Source organism: Halobiforma nitratireducens JCM 10879 (genome assembly GCF_000337895.1).
Lineage (GTDB): Archaea > Halobacteriota > Halobacteria > Halobacteriales > Natrialbaceae > Natronobacterium > Natronobacterium nitratireducens.
This window is the reverse complement of record NZ_AOMA01000091.1, coordinates 37068-52701: the sequence shown is the minus strand read 5'-3', so window position 1 is coordinate 52701 and position 15634 is coordinate 37068. Positions and strand designations below refer to the sequence as shown.

Below are 15634 nucleotides of genomic sequence, written 5' to 3'. Positions count from 1 at the left end.
GGACTCGAGGTGAGCTTGCCGCTACTCCTCGTCGTGGGCCGGCTCCGGCGGCTGCCCGTCTTCGAAGTCGACCTCCTCGCCCGGGTGGGGTTCGATGTGACTCAGAATCTCGTGGGGGACGTAGCCGACGTTGTGTCCCTGCTCGTCGTGAAGCACGACGCCGTGTTCGTACTCGCGGAAGTCGAAGCAGTCGATCTCCTCGTAGGAGTTTCCGGGTTTGTAGACGACTCGCATGATAGTCGTATCAACGGATTGGCTGTTCCCGGTAGCCCTTGCAGACGAAAGTCCGTTAGGCCGGCCGCGATACGTCCGCCCGTTCGTCCCTTTCGATCGCGCGCTTTCGCGGTCGACTCCCTTCGATCGTCCCCTCGCCACCCTCGCCGTGGCAATCGTCGGGGTCCATCTTTTGCTCGCGACTCCCGTCTCACCGGTATGACGAGCCAGCGGACTCGAGCGAGCGGCCGGGAGGCGTCTAGCGAGCGTCGTCGGTTCCTGCTTTCGGCGAGTACCGTTGGCTTCGGGTTGGGCGCGGTCGTCGACGTCGTTCTCTTCCACCTGGTCTTTCAGACCCACCACCTGCTGTCGGGGGCGTACGATCCCTACAGTTTCGAGGGACTGCGGACGAACGTCATGTTCGACGGGCTCTTTCTCGGGGTGATGCTCGGCGTGATGGGCCTCGGTATCGCCGGCTGCTGGCGGCTCGTCAACGGCTCCGCTACCCGGTTCTCGGCACGGTACGCCATCGGCGCGCTCGTGGTCGGCATGGGTACGTTCAACGTCGTCGACGGCGTCGTCAGCCACTACGTGCTCGACCTGCATAACGTGGTCCACGGGACGGTGGCCTGGAACCCCCACTGGCTCGCGGTGAGCCTCGCCCTGCTCGCCGCCGGCGGACTCCTGCTCCGCTCGGCGGACGGCTACCGCGTTCGGCCGTGAGTGGGTCGCGACGCGTGGACGGACAGCCGGCGACCGTCGACGGTCGTCGCTTCGAGCGATCGCATCTCGTCGACGTTCGGCGGAACGTAGACGCCCCCGGGCGGATCGACGACGAGCTCGCGCCAGGCGTCGTCGCGGCCGAGCGTCCGCCGACCCCGGCGAGTCGCTTCCCTACGCCGGGACAGCCCGCGAGGGACCCGACCGACGCGGCTCCGACGGTGGCGAGAACGGTTCGGCGATGCACTCCTCGGACGGACGAGTTCCCGTCGCAAAGAACACCGGGCTGTAGCTGCCGTCCTACCGATCGGCTCTGTACTGTCGCTGCCAGCGTGGCCCCGCGCGACTCGAGAGGACGTATCCGACGAGGCCGAAGCCGAGTCCGGCCCCTGCGAGTGCAGTTCCCGACGCGATCGAGGGCGGAACGACGACGAAGCCGACCACTAACGCGGGAACGAGCGCGACGGCGACGCCGAGCGTGAACGTCCCGAAACGGACGGCGTCGAAGAGAAACTCGTTCGGGTCGAAGCCGGCGACGTACACGGTGAGCCCGTAGTAGTAGAGGCCGTATCCCGCGAGCAGAACGGCACCGACGACGGCGTCGAGCAGCGTCGCGCCGAACCAGCCCACTGCCGCGAGATAGGGGACGAGAACGGTCGGCGCGCCGACGAGGACGAACGCCGTCCGCTTGGCCCGGAACACGTCCGCGATCCCGACCGGATAGATTCGGTAGGCCTCGAGGTCGTCGAACTGGGTCAGCCAGTTGTAGGTCGTAAACGCCGACAGGCCGAGCACGCCGCCGAAGAAGACCCCGGGCGCGGGCTCGATCCCCGTAATCGATCCGACGATGCCGACCAGCGCCGCGACGAGGGCAAAGAGGATCGTCGCCGAGACCAGCGGCTTCCAGACGCCGCCGGAGGACCGGGAGAGATCGAGCAGCGTCTTCGCGACGAGTGCGTTCGTTCCCGGTTCCGAGCCGTCCCCGAGCGGCAGGCGGTCGCTGAGGCTGACGAAGCGATCACCGACGGTCCGCGTCGGGCGGCCGTACGTCGGGTCGTACGCCGCGACCGCCACGACTGCGAGGAGGAGGGTCCCGACTGCCGTTCCGGCCGCAACGGGAAGACCGGCCTCGAACGGGACCACGACGGCCCGAACGGCCGCTCCCACACTGTCCACGAGCCACGCGCCGGCGACGGCGACGGCGATGGCCGCCGCAAACGCCCAGGTCGGCACGCCGCGGGTTCGGGCCGCGATAGCGGCCACGGTGACGGCCATCCCGGCCGCGAAGGCAAGCGAGAGCGACAGCCACAACGCCCCGACGGTCGCTGCGATCGCTCCCGGCGACGCCGTCGGCGCGAGGACGATCCCCGAGGCGGCCATCGGTAACACGAACACGACGGCGTAGAAGAGCGCGTCCTTCAACAGGAACAGGCCGAGCAGTCGCCGACGGGACAGCGGCAGGGTCGCCGCGGTTCCCAACAGAAAGGAGAGTTCGCCGAAGACGTTCTCGAGCATATCCGACCCCGCGAACGCCGCCGTCCCGCTGTAGAGGCCAAACCCCGCAGTAAGCAGGTGGACGGAAAGCAGGAGCGTCTCGTCGGTGAGCCCACTTCCGCCGACGCTCTCGAGCAAGGCGTACGCTCCGGTCGCGGCCAGCGCGGCGACGACGAGGGGGAACGCGGCGAACCGCCAGCCGCCGAACAGCCCCGCGTGGAGTCGCCACTCCTCGCGCAGCAAGGCAGCGAACAGGAGCCGCGTCCTCGAGTCGTCGTTCCAGGTTCGACTTCCTCGCGAATCGCCACCGCCGTCGGCGTCCGGGGTCATGGCTCGGTGGCCTCGCGGTTCGGCTCGTCGATGTCGTCGATGCCGTCCTCGACGATCCGTCGAGCAGACGCGGGCAGGTCGCGAGCCTCTGCGTCGGTCACCTCCTCGAGGAACACTTCGAGCAGCGGGTCGGCATCGGCCGGCGGGTCCTCGAGCGAGCGTTCGGTGACCGTTCGCCCGTCGGCGACGATTCCGACACGGGTACAGATCGACTCGGCTACTTCGATATTGTGCGTCGAGACGAAGACGGCGTTGTCGTCGGCCGCGTACGCGACGAGGAACCGCTTGACCTGTTCCTGGACGAGGGGGTCGAGGTTCGCCAGGGGTTCGTCGATCAGGACCGCGTCGGGTTCGTGGAGGAACGCCTGGGCGATCATCACCTTCTGCTGTTGGCCACGCGAGAGGTCGGTGTGGAGCGTGTCGAGTTTCCCGCCGAACCCGAGCCGGTCGGTCCAGCGGTCGATCCGCTCGGCGACGTACGACGGCTCGAGGTCGCGGACGCTGCCGACGAACTCGAGGTACTCGCGGGGCGTGAGAAAGCTCGGTGGCGACCCCTGTTCGGGCAAGATGCCAACGTGCCGTCTCGTTTCGATCGGCTCGGTGGTGGGATCACGGCCCAGTACCCGAACCGTCCCCGCGTCGGGTTCGATCTGTCCCGTCAGTGCCCGGATCGTCGTCGTCTTCCCGGCCCCGTTCGGTCCGAGAAAGCCGAACACCTCCCCGCGGTCGACGCGAAACCCCATCTCGTCCACGGCGCGGACGGACCCGTACGACTTGCACAGCCCCTCGACCCGAATAGCAGCCATCCGATCGGGCAGGTTCGCAGTGGTCAGTTATAGCCGTGACGGCACCGGAGATTCGGGATGAGCGGAAAGACGAACCTGTTCGGGACGTGGGTCAGCCAAGCGCCGCTCAAAACTCCGTCCCGCGACGGGCCCGCTGGCCGTCGTCCATCGGGTGGCGCTGCTTGCGGACGTTGGTGATCAGGTCCGCACGGTCCGTGAGGTACGTCGGTTCCTTGTGGCTCCCCGACAACACGAGTTCGAGGGCCTCGGGCTTGTCGTCTATCAGGGCGAGCACGTCGTCCTCGCCGATCAGGCCGCGGTCGGCCGCGTAGAGTACCTCGTCGAGCACGAGCATGTGGACGCCTCCTTCGGGCGACGCGTCGAGATCGATCGGCTCCGAGAGATCGGCCGCCGACGCCGCCTCGAGGAGCTCACGGGCGCGCTCGAGACCGGCCTGTGCCTGGGCCTGGTGTTTCTCCTCGTCGCTGCCGTCGGCCATCCCGTGCCAGCCGTAGTGGCCGAGGTTCTCGTAGCTGAAGCCTGGAAGAGCGGCGATCGCGTTGTACTCGCCGCGGACGGCCTCGACGCTCGAGGCACCGCCTTTCATAAACTGGAGCATGTGAACGCGGTAGCCGTGGCCGGCCGCACGCATGCCCATCCCGAGCGTGGCGGTGGTCTTCCCTTTCCCGTCGCCCCACCAGACCTGGACGAGGCCGAACTCCTCGGGAGCTGTGGCCTCGATCCGTTCGGTCTCGGGTGTCTTCCCTCGCCCGGGCGTGTTCTCGACCGTGGACGGCCGCTCGTCGTCACTCATAGGAAGTCCCTCGCTCCGACGCTACATGTAGACACCGGACCGACACGGCCCTCCCGACCCCAGCGACTGTCCGGTCGAGAATCCGACCAAACGTGTCATGTGGCTCCGTTCCTAACACGTTCGTATCCCATGTCACTCGGTGTCTCGTCGCCCGACGGGTCCCCCGATATCGCGTCGGTAGTCGCTGCCCTGGACGACGCCGACTGTCGCGCCATCGTCGCCACCCTCGAAGACCCCCTCACGGCGCGTGAACTCTCCGATCGGACCGACCTCCCGCTGTCGACGACCTACCGCAAACTCGACCGGCTTCGGGAGGCCGATCTGGTGACCGAAACCGTCGGCGTCCACTCACGTAACCGGCAGGAATCCCGGTACGTCGCGGACCTCGAGCGGGTGTCGATCTCCCTCACGGACGACCGCGAGTTCGCCGTCGACCTCGAGCGGTCGAAGACCGGATCGGTGGGCCTCTGGTCCGAACTCCGGCGGGAGCTTTGAGGTGACACCGTGTCGGGCCGGGATGGCGATACTCAAGTGAGCGGCTGACGACGGGACGATATGGTACGGCTCCTCTCGGACGACGACATCGCGACAGTCCTCGACCTCGAGGCGCTGTTGCCGGTCGTCGCCGACGCCTTCCGGAAGCAAACCACAGGTGAGGTCGAACGCCCCGAGCGACCGCATTACCCGTTCGGTGCGGGGCTCGAGACCGACACGAACGCGGGCGAAACGATCGGCGAACCGAACGGAACCGGACTCTGTATGCCGGCGTACGTCCACGGAGCCGACTACGTCGCCACGAAACTCGCGACCGTCGTCGAGGACAACCCCGAGCGGGGGCTCCCGACCGTCACCGCCCAGATCGCCCTCGCGGACGCCGAAACGGGCCAGCCAGTCGGCTACCTCGCGGGCAACCGAATCACCAGCGCCCGGACCGGCTGCATCGGCGGGCTGGCTGCCCGGGAACTCGCTCCCGGGACGGACCCCCTCGAGGTGGGCGTCATCGGCGCTGGCACGCAGGCCCGCTGGCAGACCCGTGCGATCGCCGCTGCGGTCGACCGCGAGATCGCGTCGGTCCGCGTGTACTCGCCGAGCGATTCCCGCCTCGACTGCGCCGAGGATCTCGACGCCGAACTCGCGGCGTCGGTGACTGCCGTCTCGAGCCCCCGTGAGGCCGTCGAGGAGGCCTCGGTCGTCGTCACCGCGACGACGAGCACGGAGCCGGTGTTCCCGGGCGACGCCTTGGAACCGCCGACGCTCGTGATCGCAATCGGCGCGTACACCCCCGAGATGCGCGAACTCGACGCGGAGACGATCGAGCGCGCAGAACGGATCGTCGCGGACGTTCCCGAGGAGGCACTCGAGACCGGTGACCTACGGGAGGCTCCTGACCCCGAGTACGACATCGAGCCGCTAGGTGAGGTGTTGGTCCAGAGCGACGACCAGGGGTCCGGAGACGAAAGTGCGACCGGAACGGGAACGGTCGTCCTCGAGAGCGTCGGGTCGGCCGTGCTAGACGCCGCAGCCGCAGCGGTCGTCTTCGACCGGGCGCTCGATCGAGACGTCGGGACGACGGTATCGCTGTGAATCCATCGCGTCGGCGTGGTCGCGCCTCGAAAGCAACCTGCTCGAGATGTGAACGGCCACGGAACTGAAGTAGACGGTCCGGGTAGTAGGAGAGCGTCAGTAGACCTTTCAGGTGGGCTGACTGTATATGGAGACAATGAAGACCGACCGCGGCCGCAGTGTACGTACCGGGTGCAGGTGTGGGAACCGGCGGGGGAGCAACGCGACGGTGGGTGATACGCCGTGACGGTTCGATCGGTTCCGATCGTCGACCGCGTCTCGGACGCGTTCTTCGCGCTCGATACTGACTTCCGATTTACCTATCTCAACGACAGAGCCGAGACGCTGCTGAAACGGTCTCGAGAGGACCTCATCGGGCGAGTCATGTGGGACGAGTTCCCCCAGACCGTCGAGACGCAGTTCCCCGACGGTTTTCACCGGGCGATGGACGAGCAGGTCCCCGTTACTTTCGAAATCTACCACGCCCACCTCGAGACCTGGTTCGAAGCACGGGCCTACCCCTCCGAGACCGGGCTGTCGGTGTACATGCGCGACGTCACCGAGCGCAAGGAACAGGAGACGACTATCGCACAACACGCCGCGGTCATCGAGGCGATCGAAGACGGAGTGATCACGCTCGATCGGAACCGAAAGATCGTCTCGGCCAACGGCGCGATGGAACGGCTACTCGGCCGCGATCGGACGGAACTGGTCGGTGAACACGTCGAAATCGTTCCCGAAATCGCCGACATCGAGGATCAGGACGCCGTCGAGATGGGACGGGCGATCGCCGACGTCGACGTCGGGAGCGCCGAGAAACGACAACTCGAGACGCGGATCGCCCGTGCTGACGGCGTCGATCGGATGGCCGAAATGCGGTTCGTCCCGATCGAGGACGAGGCAGCGACGATCGCCGTGATCGTTCGCGACATCACCGACCAGCACGAGTACGAGCGGGTCGCTGCCTCGCTACACGAAGTGACCCGCTGGCTGCTCGAGTCGGACGATCCCGAGGAGATCTGTGCGATCGCAGTTCACTCGGGCAGCGATCTGCTCGATTTGCCCATCAGCGGGATCTGGCTGCTCGACGACGAGCAAGGCTACCTCGATCCGGTCGCCGGGACTGCCGGTGCCTACGAGGAGTTCGGCGGGCTACCGCGGTTCAATCCGGGTGACGGGCTCGTCTGGCAGGTCTTCGAAGGCGGCGATGTCGAGCGGTTCGACGACCTCTCCGACGCTGCGGAGCTTTACAACCCGGAGACGCCGCTTCGCTCCGAGATCATCGCGCCGATCGGCACCCACGGCGTGCTCATGACCGGCTCGCTCGAGCCGGATCGATTCGACGAAACCGACGTGGAACTGCTCTCGACGCTGGCCGAGAACATCCGTGCAGCGCTCGAACGAGCCGAACGCGAGCGCATCCTCCGTGAACGCACCGAGGCACTCGAGCGTCAAACCGAGCGCCTCGAGGGCGTCGCAAACGTCCTCTCGAGTGACCTGAAACAGCAACTCGAGACGGTTGCCGATCGACTCGACGAGGACGACGCGAAACAGGACGAACTCGGGTGGGAGTTCCCGCTCGCGGAAGACTCCGTCGAGACGACGTTGGACCGCGCCGAGCGACTCGTCGACGACGTTCGGGAGTTCGCCCGCAGCGCGTCGACCGTGGGAACCCGAAGCCGCGTCAGACTGGATCGTGCCGTCGAGGCGGCAGCAACCACCTCGCGGCTCGACGAGGACGAGGTCGTCGTCGAACGGCCAGCGACCGTTCGGGCCGACGCGGATCGGCTGGTCAACCTCCTCGAGACGGCGTTCGACGATGCGGCTGCCCGCGATGGCGTCTCGTCGGACGATTCCGGTACCGAGGCTGGTACCGGAAACGGCACGCCGGACGTGACGGTTCGTGTCGGACTCGTCGGAGTCGACGAACCGGGTCAGTCCCGCGGATTCTATCTCCAGGACGACGCCGACGAATCGCCCGAGACGACCCACGAACGACTCCTCGAGTCGTCGCCGGCAAACGACGAGTCGTCGGAAGCCGAAACTGAGATCGGTCCGTCTCCCGGTGTCGGAGTCGGTACCGGTACCGCCGAGGGCCTGGGACTCGCGCTGGTACGTGCCATCGCCGAGGCCCACGATTGGGAGCTGTCGATCGAGACCGCCGGCGTTTCCACGGATGCGGACACGGACGCGGACACGGACGCCGACGCCGAATCCCGTACCCGAATCGAGATTCGGGAGGTCACCACGCTCGAGGTCGTAGACGACCCAGGTAGCGCGACACGTGAGCGTAAGCGTGAGCGTGAGCGCGAGCCTGACGCGAGACACGGAGCCGACGGTTCAGGTGTGTTTCACCGCGCCGACTCCGACGCAGGCTCCGGCGACAACACCGGGTAGCGGGCCGTCTCCGTCTCCGCCTCGGCAGGGCCCAGCACCAGGCGACTCGGTAGTCGAGACGTAGCTCCCCGGCGTCGGAGACTGGCTGTAGCTGCCCAACAGTGATCCGAGAACAGCTCTCCGTTACTCCTCGAGAACGGGCTCGGAACCGATATCCCGGCAGAGCTGTCGGTACTTTCCGTCTTCGAGTAACTCCGTCGTCGTTTCGGTGACCTGCACCCGCAGCGCCGCGAGTCGATCCTCGAGTTCGGCGTACTCCTGGCTCGACTCGCGTTCGGCCTCGGACTTTTCGGCGTCGAGCAGCGCCTTCTTCGACGCGAGCGCGAAAAACTCACGGAGTTGTTCGTCGTACGAGGAGCGCAACAGCAGTTGATCGACGATACGGAACAGTTCGTCTTTCGAGACGGGTTTGACGAGGTAGTCGTCGAACCCCATCCCGACGATGTCGAAGTCGGGTTCGACCGCGGTCACCATCGCGACGTAACAGTCGAGGTCGCGCTCGCGGATCGTCTCGAGAACGGTGTCGCCGGAGAGACCGGGCATCCGACGGTCCAGTAACACCACGTCGATCGTTTCGTCGATCGCTGCGAGCGCCTCGTCGCCGTCGTAGGCGGTCTCGACATCGTACTCGCTCTCGAGCCACGCGGCATAGAGGTTCGCGAGGTCGGGCTCGTCTTCGACGATCAGTACTGACGGCGTGTCTGTCCCCATCCAGCGAGATCCTCCGGACCTGTCGTCCGGTTGGTCGACTCGCAGCCGCGGTATATGAAAATACCGGCACGCGTCGCGGAACGGTACCGTGATGGCTCGTTCGAGAGAGACGAATTTGGACGCTGAAGGCACTAAGAGCCGATTAGATGCCCTATTTTGGCATGAAAACCGATACCGACTACCGGAGCCGTCCGTTCTACGCCAGTTCGTCTTCGATCGTCCCACGCAGCTCGCGGATCGTTTCGGCGTCGTACTCCTCGAGGGGACTTCCGTCGTCTGCATCCCCGATATCGACCGTGAGCGTGCCGTCTGTGGTCGTCGAGCCGAGCGAAGCGACCGGGGCGACGCCGTCGAACGCCTCGCGGACAGCCTCGGAATCGTTGGTCTGGATCAGGACGCGGCCGGGCTGTTCGTGGAAGAGCGCGCCCGCGACATCGTCTTCGGCGACCGGAAGCGAGACCTCGAGACCGGCCTCGTCGGTTACCATCTCGGCGAGCGCGACCGCGAGGCCGCCGTGGCTGACATCGTGGACGGCACGCGTCGACTCGTCGTCCGCGATCTCGGCGATCGTCTCGACGAGTGTGGCCGGCTCCTCGGGGACCACCGGGAACGCGTCGCTCCCCTCGAACCGGGCGAGATACTCCGAGCCGCCAAGCGAGAACTCGTCGGCCGCGAGGCCGCGGTCGCCGACCAACAGCAGATCGGTGTCCGCGTCGGGCACAAGCGACAGCGGCGGCGCGTCGTACCCGTCCTTGGTGCCGACCAGCGCGAGCGTCGGCGTCGGCGGGATCGGACCGGCCGCGGAGTCGTTGTACAGCGAGACGTTGCCGCCGACGACGGGTGTCTCGAGCGTGGCACACATGTCCGCGAGTCCGTCGACGATGCCCTCGAACCCGCCGTAGACGTCCGGCTTCTCGGGGTTGCCGCCGTTGAGACAGTTGACCGCCGCGAGCGGCGTCGCGCCTTTGGCCGCGACGTTGGTCGCGTTCTCGAGTGCAACCGCACGAGCACCGTCGTACGGTGCCGTCGAGGTCCAGTTCGGCGCGGCACCCGCGGAGATGGCGAGCCCTTGCTCGGCCTCGCGGATCGCGATAATCGCGGCGTCGTCACCCGGCCCGACGCTCGTCCGGACGCCGACTTCGTGGTCGTACTGGCGGTAGACCCAGCGTTTCGAGGCCGTGTTCGGACTCGAGACGACCGCTTCGAAGGCCTCTTCGAGGTCGATATCGGGACGATCGGTCTCCGGCTGTGCCGGCGCTTCGCTCTCGAGGTCGTTCATCGGCGCGCCCTCCCCGAGGAAGTAGGCGTCGACATCGACGACCGTCTCGCGCTCTCCCGATTCGCTCTGCTCACCGCTCGAGTCATCCGAGGCGCGTTGTGCCTCGCTCCCCTCGAAGGTGCAGACGTAGTTGCCCTCGGTGACCTCGCCGATCACGGAACAGCCCAGATCGAACCGGTCGGCGATCTCCTCGACGCGGTCGACGTTGTCGGGTTCGACCTCGTAGCACATCCGCTCCTGGGACTCGGCGAGCAGGATTTCCAGGGCGTTCATGTTCGGTTCGCGCTGGTGGACCCGCTCGAGTTCGATGTGAGCGCCCAGGTTACCTTTCGCGACCATCTCGCTCGAGGCCCCGCCCAGCCCCGCTGCGCCGAGGTCGCGGGCGGATTCGATCAGGTCTTCCTCGATCAGTTGCTCGTTGGCCTCGATCAGCAACTTCTCCGCGTAGGGGTCGCCGACCTGGACGGCGGGTCGGTCTTCGGTCTCGGCGTCTTCCGAGAGGTCTTCGCTCGCGAAGGAGGCCCCACCCAGCCCGTCTCGGCCGGTGGCGTTGCCGACGAGCACGAGCTTGTTACCGGGCTGCTGGGCTTCGGCGGTCACGAGCCGATCCTCGTCGGTCAGACCGACGCAGGCGACGTTGACAAGCGGGTTCCCCTCGTAGTCGGAGTGGAAGTCGACGCTGCCCGCGACGGTTGGAACGCCGATACAGTTGCCGTAGTGGCTGATCCCTTCGACGACGCCCTCGAACAGGTACTTCGAGTGTTCGCGGTCGAACTCGCCGAAGTACAGCGAGTCGGCCAGCGCGATCGGGTACGCACCCATCGAGAGGGTGTCCCGGACGATCCCGCCGACGCCGGTTGCAGCGCCGTCGAAGGGGTCGACGTAGGAAGGATGGTTGTGGCTCTCGATGCCCATCGTAATGTAGGTGTCGTCGTCCCCGGGTAGCGAGACTACTGCCGCATCGTCACCCGGCCCGACGACGACGTGCTCACCCTCACTCTCGAACGCCGAGAGCAGGGGCCTCGAGGAGCGGTACGCACAGTGTTCGCTCCAGAGGTTCTCGAACAGCGCCGCCTCTGCCGGGGTCGGCTCCCGGCCCAGCTCCTCGACGACGAGTTCGCGGTCCGAATCGGCAAGACTCATTCATCTAGGTGGTGAAAGTCGGGGGGTAAAGGGGTTTCCATATCCACGTTTGTGTATCACTCGTGGCGTTCTCGTATCGATTTCTCTCTCCCCTGAACGCCGGTGGGGGCGTCGAAACAGTTGCGTTCATCGGAACGGACGCGGCCGACCCTCTTCGAAACCCTTCGGAGCCGGACCCAGCGGACGAAACGGACCGAGGCGCTTTTCATCAGCCGAGGTAAACGTAGACACGTGCTGTCGGTCGAACTCCACGTCCACTCGTCGCTGTCCTACGACGGCCGAGACTCGGTGGAACTCATCCTCGAGCAGGCCGAAGCCGTCGATCTCGACGCCATCGCGGTGACCGACCACGACGAGATCGACGCCAGTCTCGAGGCCGCAGAGCGTGCTTCCGAGTACGGCCTCGTCGGGATTCCGGGTATCGAAATCTCGACCAAGGCGGGCCACGTGCTGGGGCTGGGCGTCGATGAGGCGATCCCACCGGGGCTCTCCTACGAGACGACGATCGAGCGGATTCGGGACCAGGGCGGGCTGGCGGTGATTCCCCACCCGTTCCAGGAGTCACGACACGGCGTGATGGGACGCATCTCCCGCGAGGAGCTCGCGAAGGGGGACGCGATCGAAGTCTACAACTCCCGGCTGCTGACCGGCCGTGCGAACCGGCAGGCCGAGCGGTTCGCCAAGTCCCGTAACTTGCCGATGACAGCGGGCAGCGACGCCCACATCAGCGAGATGGTCGGCCAGGCTATCACCCGCGTCGACGCCGACGAACGGTCGGCCGAGGCGATCCTCGAGGCGATCCGCCGGGGGAAAACCTCCGTCGAAGGGAAGCGAACGCCCTGGCACATCAGCGTCCGTCAGTTCGCGGGTGGCGTGACTCGCCGGGTCAGAAGTGGCTTGCTTGGGCTGATGGGTCCGGGGTCGCCATGAGCGGGACGGATCGTCCTGCCCTCCGCGGGACCGACGGTGAGACGGTACGCCAGGCACTCGAGTCGGCCGATCCACTTCCGGGAACGACCGGCTTCGCCGGCGAGACCGACGGATATCTCGTCCGAGACGTTCTCGGCCGCGAACCGCTGTTTCTCGAGACTGCCGATGGAGGGTCCCGGGACGATCCGTGGGCGTTCGAACCCGACGCGCTCGAGGACCCCGTCCCGTTCCCGGCTGGCGGCGTGCTCGAAACTCCCGAACTCGCCGCGACCACGGCGGCGGACGACATCGGCGAACGCTGGACGCTACCTGCGCCAGCCCCCGAACCCGACCCGGACACCGCACTCGAGGCCCTCGACGAAGCGCTCGTGACGGCGATCGACGCAGTGCCGGACGGCCTCGAGGCTGCAGTCGCCTTCTCCGGAGGTGTCGACTCCGCGCTGGTCGCCGAACTGCTCGACGCGCCGCTGTACGTCGTCGGCTTCCCCGACAGCCACGACGTCGAAGCCGCGCGCACGGCTGCGGCGGCGATGGGTCGGGAGCTCACCGTCGTCGAACTCGAGCCCGCGGACCTCGAGCGTGCAGTGCCGGAGATCGCCCGTGCGACCGGACGAACGAACGCGATGGACATCCAGATCGCGTTGCCGCTGTACCTGGTCGGCGAGCAGGTCGCGGCCGACGGGTTCGACGCACTCGCGGTCGGGCAGGGAGCCGACGAGCTGTTCGGCGGCTACGAGAAAGTGGTCCGGCTCGACCACCGCGTCGAGGCCGAGACCACACGGGGAGCGGTGAGAGAACAGATCCGTAGCCTGCCGGCACAGCTCCCGCGGGACGTCCTCTCGATCCGGGCGACGGACCTCGAGCCGGTCGCGCCGTTGCTCCACGACGCGGTGGTCGACGCCGCCCTTCGGCTCCCCGACGACCTGCTGGCCGACGAAGCGACCCGAAAGCGAGGCTTCCGTCGGGTGGCCAGACAGTATCTCCCCGAGGAGGTGGCCGAGCGGGACAAGAAAGCCGTCCAGTACGGAAGTCTCGTCGCCCGCGAACTCGACAGGCTCGCCCGTCAGGCCGGTTACAAACGTCGGATGGACGATCACGTCACGAAGTACGTCGCGTCGCTGCTCCCGGACGTGGAGACGCCGGTGCCGGTCGGCGACTCGGGCTCGGGATAGGTCAGGACGGAAGGGGACAGAGGCTCGCCGTGAACACTACCGTCCCGTCGGTCTCGTTTTTCGCTCCGTGTTCGACGCCCCGTTCGTGGTGGACGACGCCCGGTGCCTCGATCTCGTCGACGGTAGTTTCGCTCTCGTCGCCCTGGATCACCGTCACCGTTCCCTCGAGGACGTGGAACACGTTCGTGCTATCGGGATGATCGTGTGCCTCGAGTTCCGCGTCCGGCCCGAGGGCGAACGCTTTGACCAAGACATCGTCGGTGACGACCAGTTCCGCGGTTTCGACTTCGCCCGCAGCGGGCTCGAGATCGGCGATGGCGTCGGCGTATTCGTCCAGTTCCGGCGACATACACGTGCGTTCGACGAGCGGAAAGAAAACAACACCGCTCGAGGAGAGGGGAGAGAAGGAGAGGAGGAGAGGAGAACCACCAACACGACAAAAAACCGCGGGGCTCAGTCTTCGGTCTCTGTCGGCAACGCGTCGGCCGGCTCGTCGGACGTGTGCTCGGAGACAGTCTGTCGGTTCGCCGCGCCGATCTTGTCGGCAGTTTTGCCGACGAGGTCCTCGATGTGTTCCTGAACCGGGCTGTCGTCGTCTTTGACGATCGGACCCTTGCTGCCGTCGGCACCGAAGTCGGGGTGGATCGGCACGCGACCCAACAGTGGAACGTCGTAGTCGTCGACGATCTCGTCCGCCCCTTCGGTACCGAACAGCCCGTGTTCGTCGTCACACGACGGACAGACGAACGAACTCATGTTCTCGACGACACCGAGCACTGGCGTGTCGTGTTTGTTGAACATCTGGACGCCCTTCCGGGTGTCCTCGAGAGCCATCTCCTGGGGCGTCGTCACGACGACCGCACCGGTGACGGGCATCGACTGCAGCAGGTTCAGCGTCGCGTCGCCCGTCCCCGGCGGGAGGTCGACGATGAGGTAGTCCAGGCGACCCCACTCGACGCCCTCGAGGAACTTCATCATGAACTTGTTGACCATCGGTCCCCGGAGGATCGCGGGATCGTCGTCCTCCTCGGTCATAAAGCCCATACTGATGACCCGGACCCCATCGGAACGGGGCGGGACGATGTCCTCGTTTGGCATCACGCCGGGTTCACCCTCGATCGGGAGGATCTTCGGAACGTTCGGGCCGTGGATGTCGGCGTCGAGAATGCCGACCATCGCACCGCGTTTCTCGAGTCCGGCAGCGAGGTTGGCCGCAACTGTCGTCTTCCCGACGCCACCTTTCCCGGAGGCGACCGCGATGACGTTACGAACCTGTGGGAGAACCTGGTCATCGAACCCGTGTTCCTCGCCGACGTGGGCCCGCAGGTCCGCCTCGAGGCCGACCTCGTCACAGACCTCGCGGACGCGGTTTCCGACCTCCATCTCCGACGGCGCGTACGGCGCGTTGAGCGCGAGCGAGATCCGAGCGGTCTCGTCGTCGATCGTCACGTCGTTGACCAGCCCGAGCGTGACGATGTCCTGACCGAGGTCCGGGTCCTCGACGTCCTCGAGTTTGATCTTGAGTTCGTGTTCGGTGATACTCATATATCGTTGGTCGAAACGAGGGCCCCGACGGTCATACGTGTGATGGTTCGCCCCGCTAGCGGCGCATCTCTCCGTTGTGTCGTCGTTCCCGGACCGGTCCGCTGTCGACTTACCGACCCGGCGATCCGATCGGTTCCGGCGCGCCGCCGAAGAAGACGATCCCGAGGATCACGGTCAACACGAACATCCCGACCCACATCGAGGTCGTCAACCCGACGAGGTAGGTCACGCCGAGCAGCCCGGTCTTCGTGTCCCTCGGCGAGCCCGTAAACCACGCGATCACCATGATATAGATCGGAACCAGAACGACGCCGAAAATCAGCCAGGTCCCCGTATTCGGGAACCCGGTCAGTCCGTCGGTCCCCTCGTACCCGTGATAGAGGACCATCGAGAGCGTGGCGGCGAGGTCGACGACCGTCGTCATAGGGGACACACCACGTTCGAGGGGGTTTCGGTGGTGCATGCACGTGCAGGGAAGTTACGACCTGAGGAGCCTGGGTCGAAATCGAGGTGACGAGAACGGCCCTCTCGAGCGTAC

The 15634-nt window shown here is 66.4% G+C and carries 15 protein-coding genes; 6 read left to right on the top strand and 9 right to left on the bottom strand.

What is annotated here, in order from left to right:
- Positions 1 to 21 precede the first annotated feature (21 nt).
- Entirely contained in the window at positions 22 to 234 is a 213-nt protein-coding gene (locus tag C446_RS09225; protein ID WP_006672819.1) for a hypothetical protein, read from the bottom strand.
- Between the two features lie 198 nt (positions 235 to 432).
- Here C446_RS09225 and C446_RS09220 point away from each other — a divergent pair, with 198 nt between their 5' ends.
- Positions 433 to 936 (top strand): DUF2243 domain-containing protein, encoded by a 504-nt coding sequence (locus tag C446_RS09220; RefSeq protein ID WP_006672818.1) that lies wholly within the window; start codon positions 433 to 435, stop codon positions 934 to 936.
- Positions 937 to 1233: 297 nt separating this feature from the next.
- On the opposite strand, the gene C446_RS09210 is transcribed toward C446_RS09220, so the two are convergent.
- The 3 genes from C446_RS09210 to C446_RS09200 form a co-directional block, all read right to left on the bottom strand.
- Positions 1234 to 2757, bottom strand: a complete 1524-nt coding sequence (locus C446_RS09210; protein ID WP_006672816.1) for a hypothetical protein — start codon at positions 2755 to 2757, stop codon at positions 1234 to 1236.
- The gene (locus C446_RS09205; protein WP_006672815.1) at positions 2754 to 3563 is read right to left on the bottom strand and encodes an ABC transporter ATP-binding protein; all 810 of its coding nucleotides are present in this window, start codon (positions 3561 to 3563) and stop codon (positions 2754 to 2756) included. The genes C446_RS09210 and C446_RS09205 overlap by 4 nt, the downstream gene beginning before the upstream one ends.
- A 106-nt stretch (positions 3564 to 3669) precedes the next feature.
- Positions 3670 to 4356: a cob(I)yrinic acid a,c-diamide adenosyltransferase gene (locus C446_RS09200; RefSeq protein WP_006672814.1), complete on the bottom strand. Its 687-nt coding sequence runs from the start codon at positions 4354 to 4356 to the stop codon at positions 3670 to 3672.
- A 129-nt stretch (positions 4357 to 4485) separates the two neighbouring features.
- Here C446_RS09200 and C446_RS09195 point away from each other — a divergent pair, with 129 nt between their 5' ends.
- The 3 genes from C446_RS09195 (at position 4486) to C446_RS09185 (ending at position 8316) form a co-directional block, all read left to right on the top strand.
- The gene (locus tag C446_RS09195; protein ID WP_006672813.1) at positions 4486 to 4851 is read left to right on the top strand and encodes a winged helix-turn-helix domain-containing protein; all 366 of its coding nucleotides are present in this window, start codon (positions 4486 to 4488) and stop codon (positions 4849 to 4851) included.
- A 60-nt stretch (positions 4852 to 4911) separates the two neighbouring features.
- The gene (locus C446_RS09190) at positions 4912 to 5940 is read left to right on the top strand and encodes an ornithine cyclodeaminase family protein (protein ID WP_006672812.1); all 1029 of its coding nucleotides are present in this window, start codon (positions 4912 to 4914) and stop codon (positions 5938 to 5940) included.
- A 222-nt stretch (positions 5941 to 6162) separates the two neighbouring features.
- Positions 6163 to 8316, top strand: coding sequence for a PAS domain-containing protein (locus tag C446_RS09185; RefSeq protein ID WP_006672811.1), 2154 nt, complete (start codon positions 6163 to 6165; stop codon positions 8314 to 8316).
- A gap of 123 nt (positions 8317 to 8439) precedes the next feature.
- On the opposite strand, the gene C446_RS09180 is transcribed toward C446_RS09185, so the two are convergent.
- Complete coding sequence (locus C446_RS09180) at positions 8440 to 9027, bottom strand: response regulator transcription factor (protein ID WP_006672810.1); 588 nt, start codon at positions 9025 to 9027, stop codon at positions 8440 to 8442.
- A 196-nt stretch (positions 9028 to 9223) separates the two neighbouring features.
- Entirely contained in the window at positions 9224 to 11449 is a 2226-nt protein-coding gene (purL, locus tag C446_RS09175) for a phosphoribosylformylglycinamidine synthase subunit PurL (RefSeq protein ID WP_006672809.1), read from the bottom strand.
- Between the two features lie 231 nt (positions 11450 to 11680).
- On the opposite strand from purL, the gene C446_RS09170 reads away from it, so the two are divergent.
- Positions 11681 to 12379, top strand: coding sequence for a PHP domain-containing protein (locus C446_RS09170; protein ID WP_049920128.1), 699 nt, complete (start codon positions 11681 to 11683; stop codon positions 12377 to 12379).
- Positions 12376 to 13551 (top strand): asparagine synthase C-terminal domain-containing protein, encoded by a 1176-nt coding sequence (locus C446_RS09165; RefSeq protein WP_006672807.1) that lies wholly within the window; start codon positions 12376 to 12378, stop codon positions 13549 to 13551. Before C446_RS09170 ends, C446_RS09165 begins: the two co-directional genes overlap by 4 nt.
- Position 13552: 1 nt before the next feature.
- Here the strand turns inward: C446_RS09165 and C446_RS09160 are convergent, their stop codons facing one another.
- The 3 genes from C446_RS09160 to C446_RS09150 all read right to left on the bottom strand — a co-directional run bounded on the left by C446_RS09160 (position 13553) and on the right by C446_RS09150 (position 15520).
- A complete protein-coding gene (locus tag C446_RS09160; protein WP_006672806.1) occupies positions 13553 to 13900 on the bottom strand; it encodes a cupin domain-containing protein in 348 nt (115 codons plus the stop codon).
- 104 nt (positions 13901 to 14004) lie between these two features.
- Positions 14005 to 15096 (bottom strand): Mrp/NBP35 family ATP-binding protein, encoded by a 1092-nt coding sequence (locus C446_RS09155; RefSeq protein WP_006672805.1) that lies wholly within the window; start codon positions 15094 to 15096, stop codon positions 14005 to 14007.
- 109 nt (positions 15097 to 15205) lie between these two features.
- Entirely contained in the window at positions 15206 to 15520 is a 315-nt protein-coding gene (locus C446_RS09150) for a hypothetical protein (RefSeq protein ID WP_006672804.1), read from the bottom strand.
- Positions 15521 to 15634 lie beyond the last annotated feature (114 nt).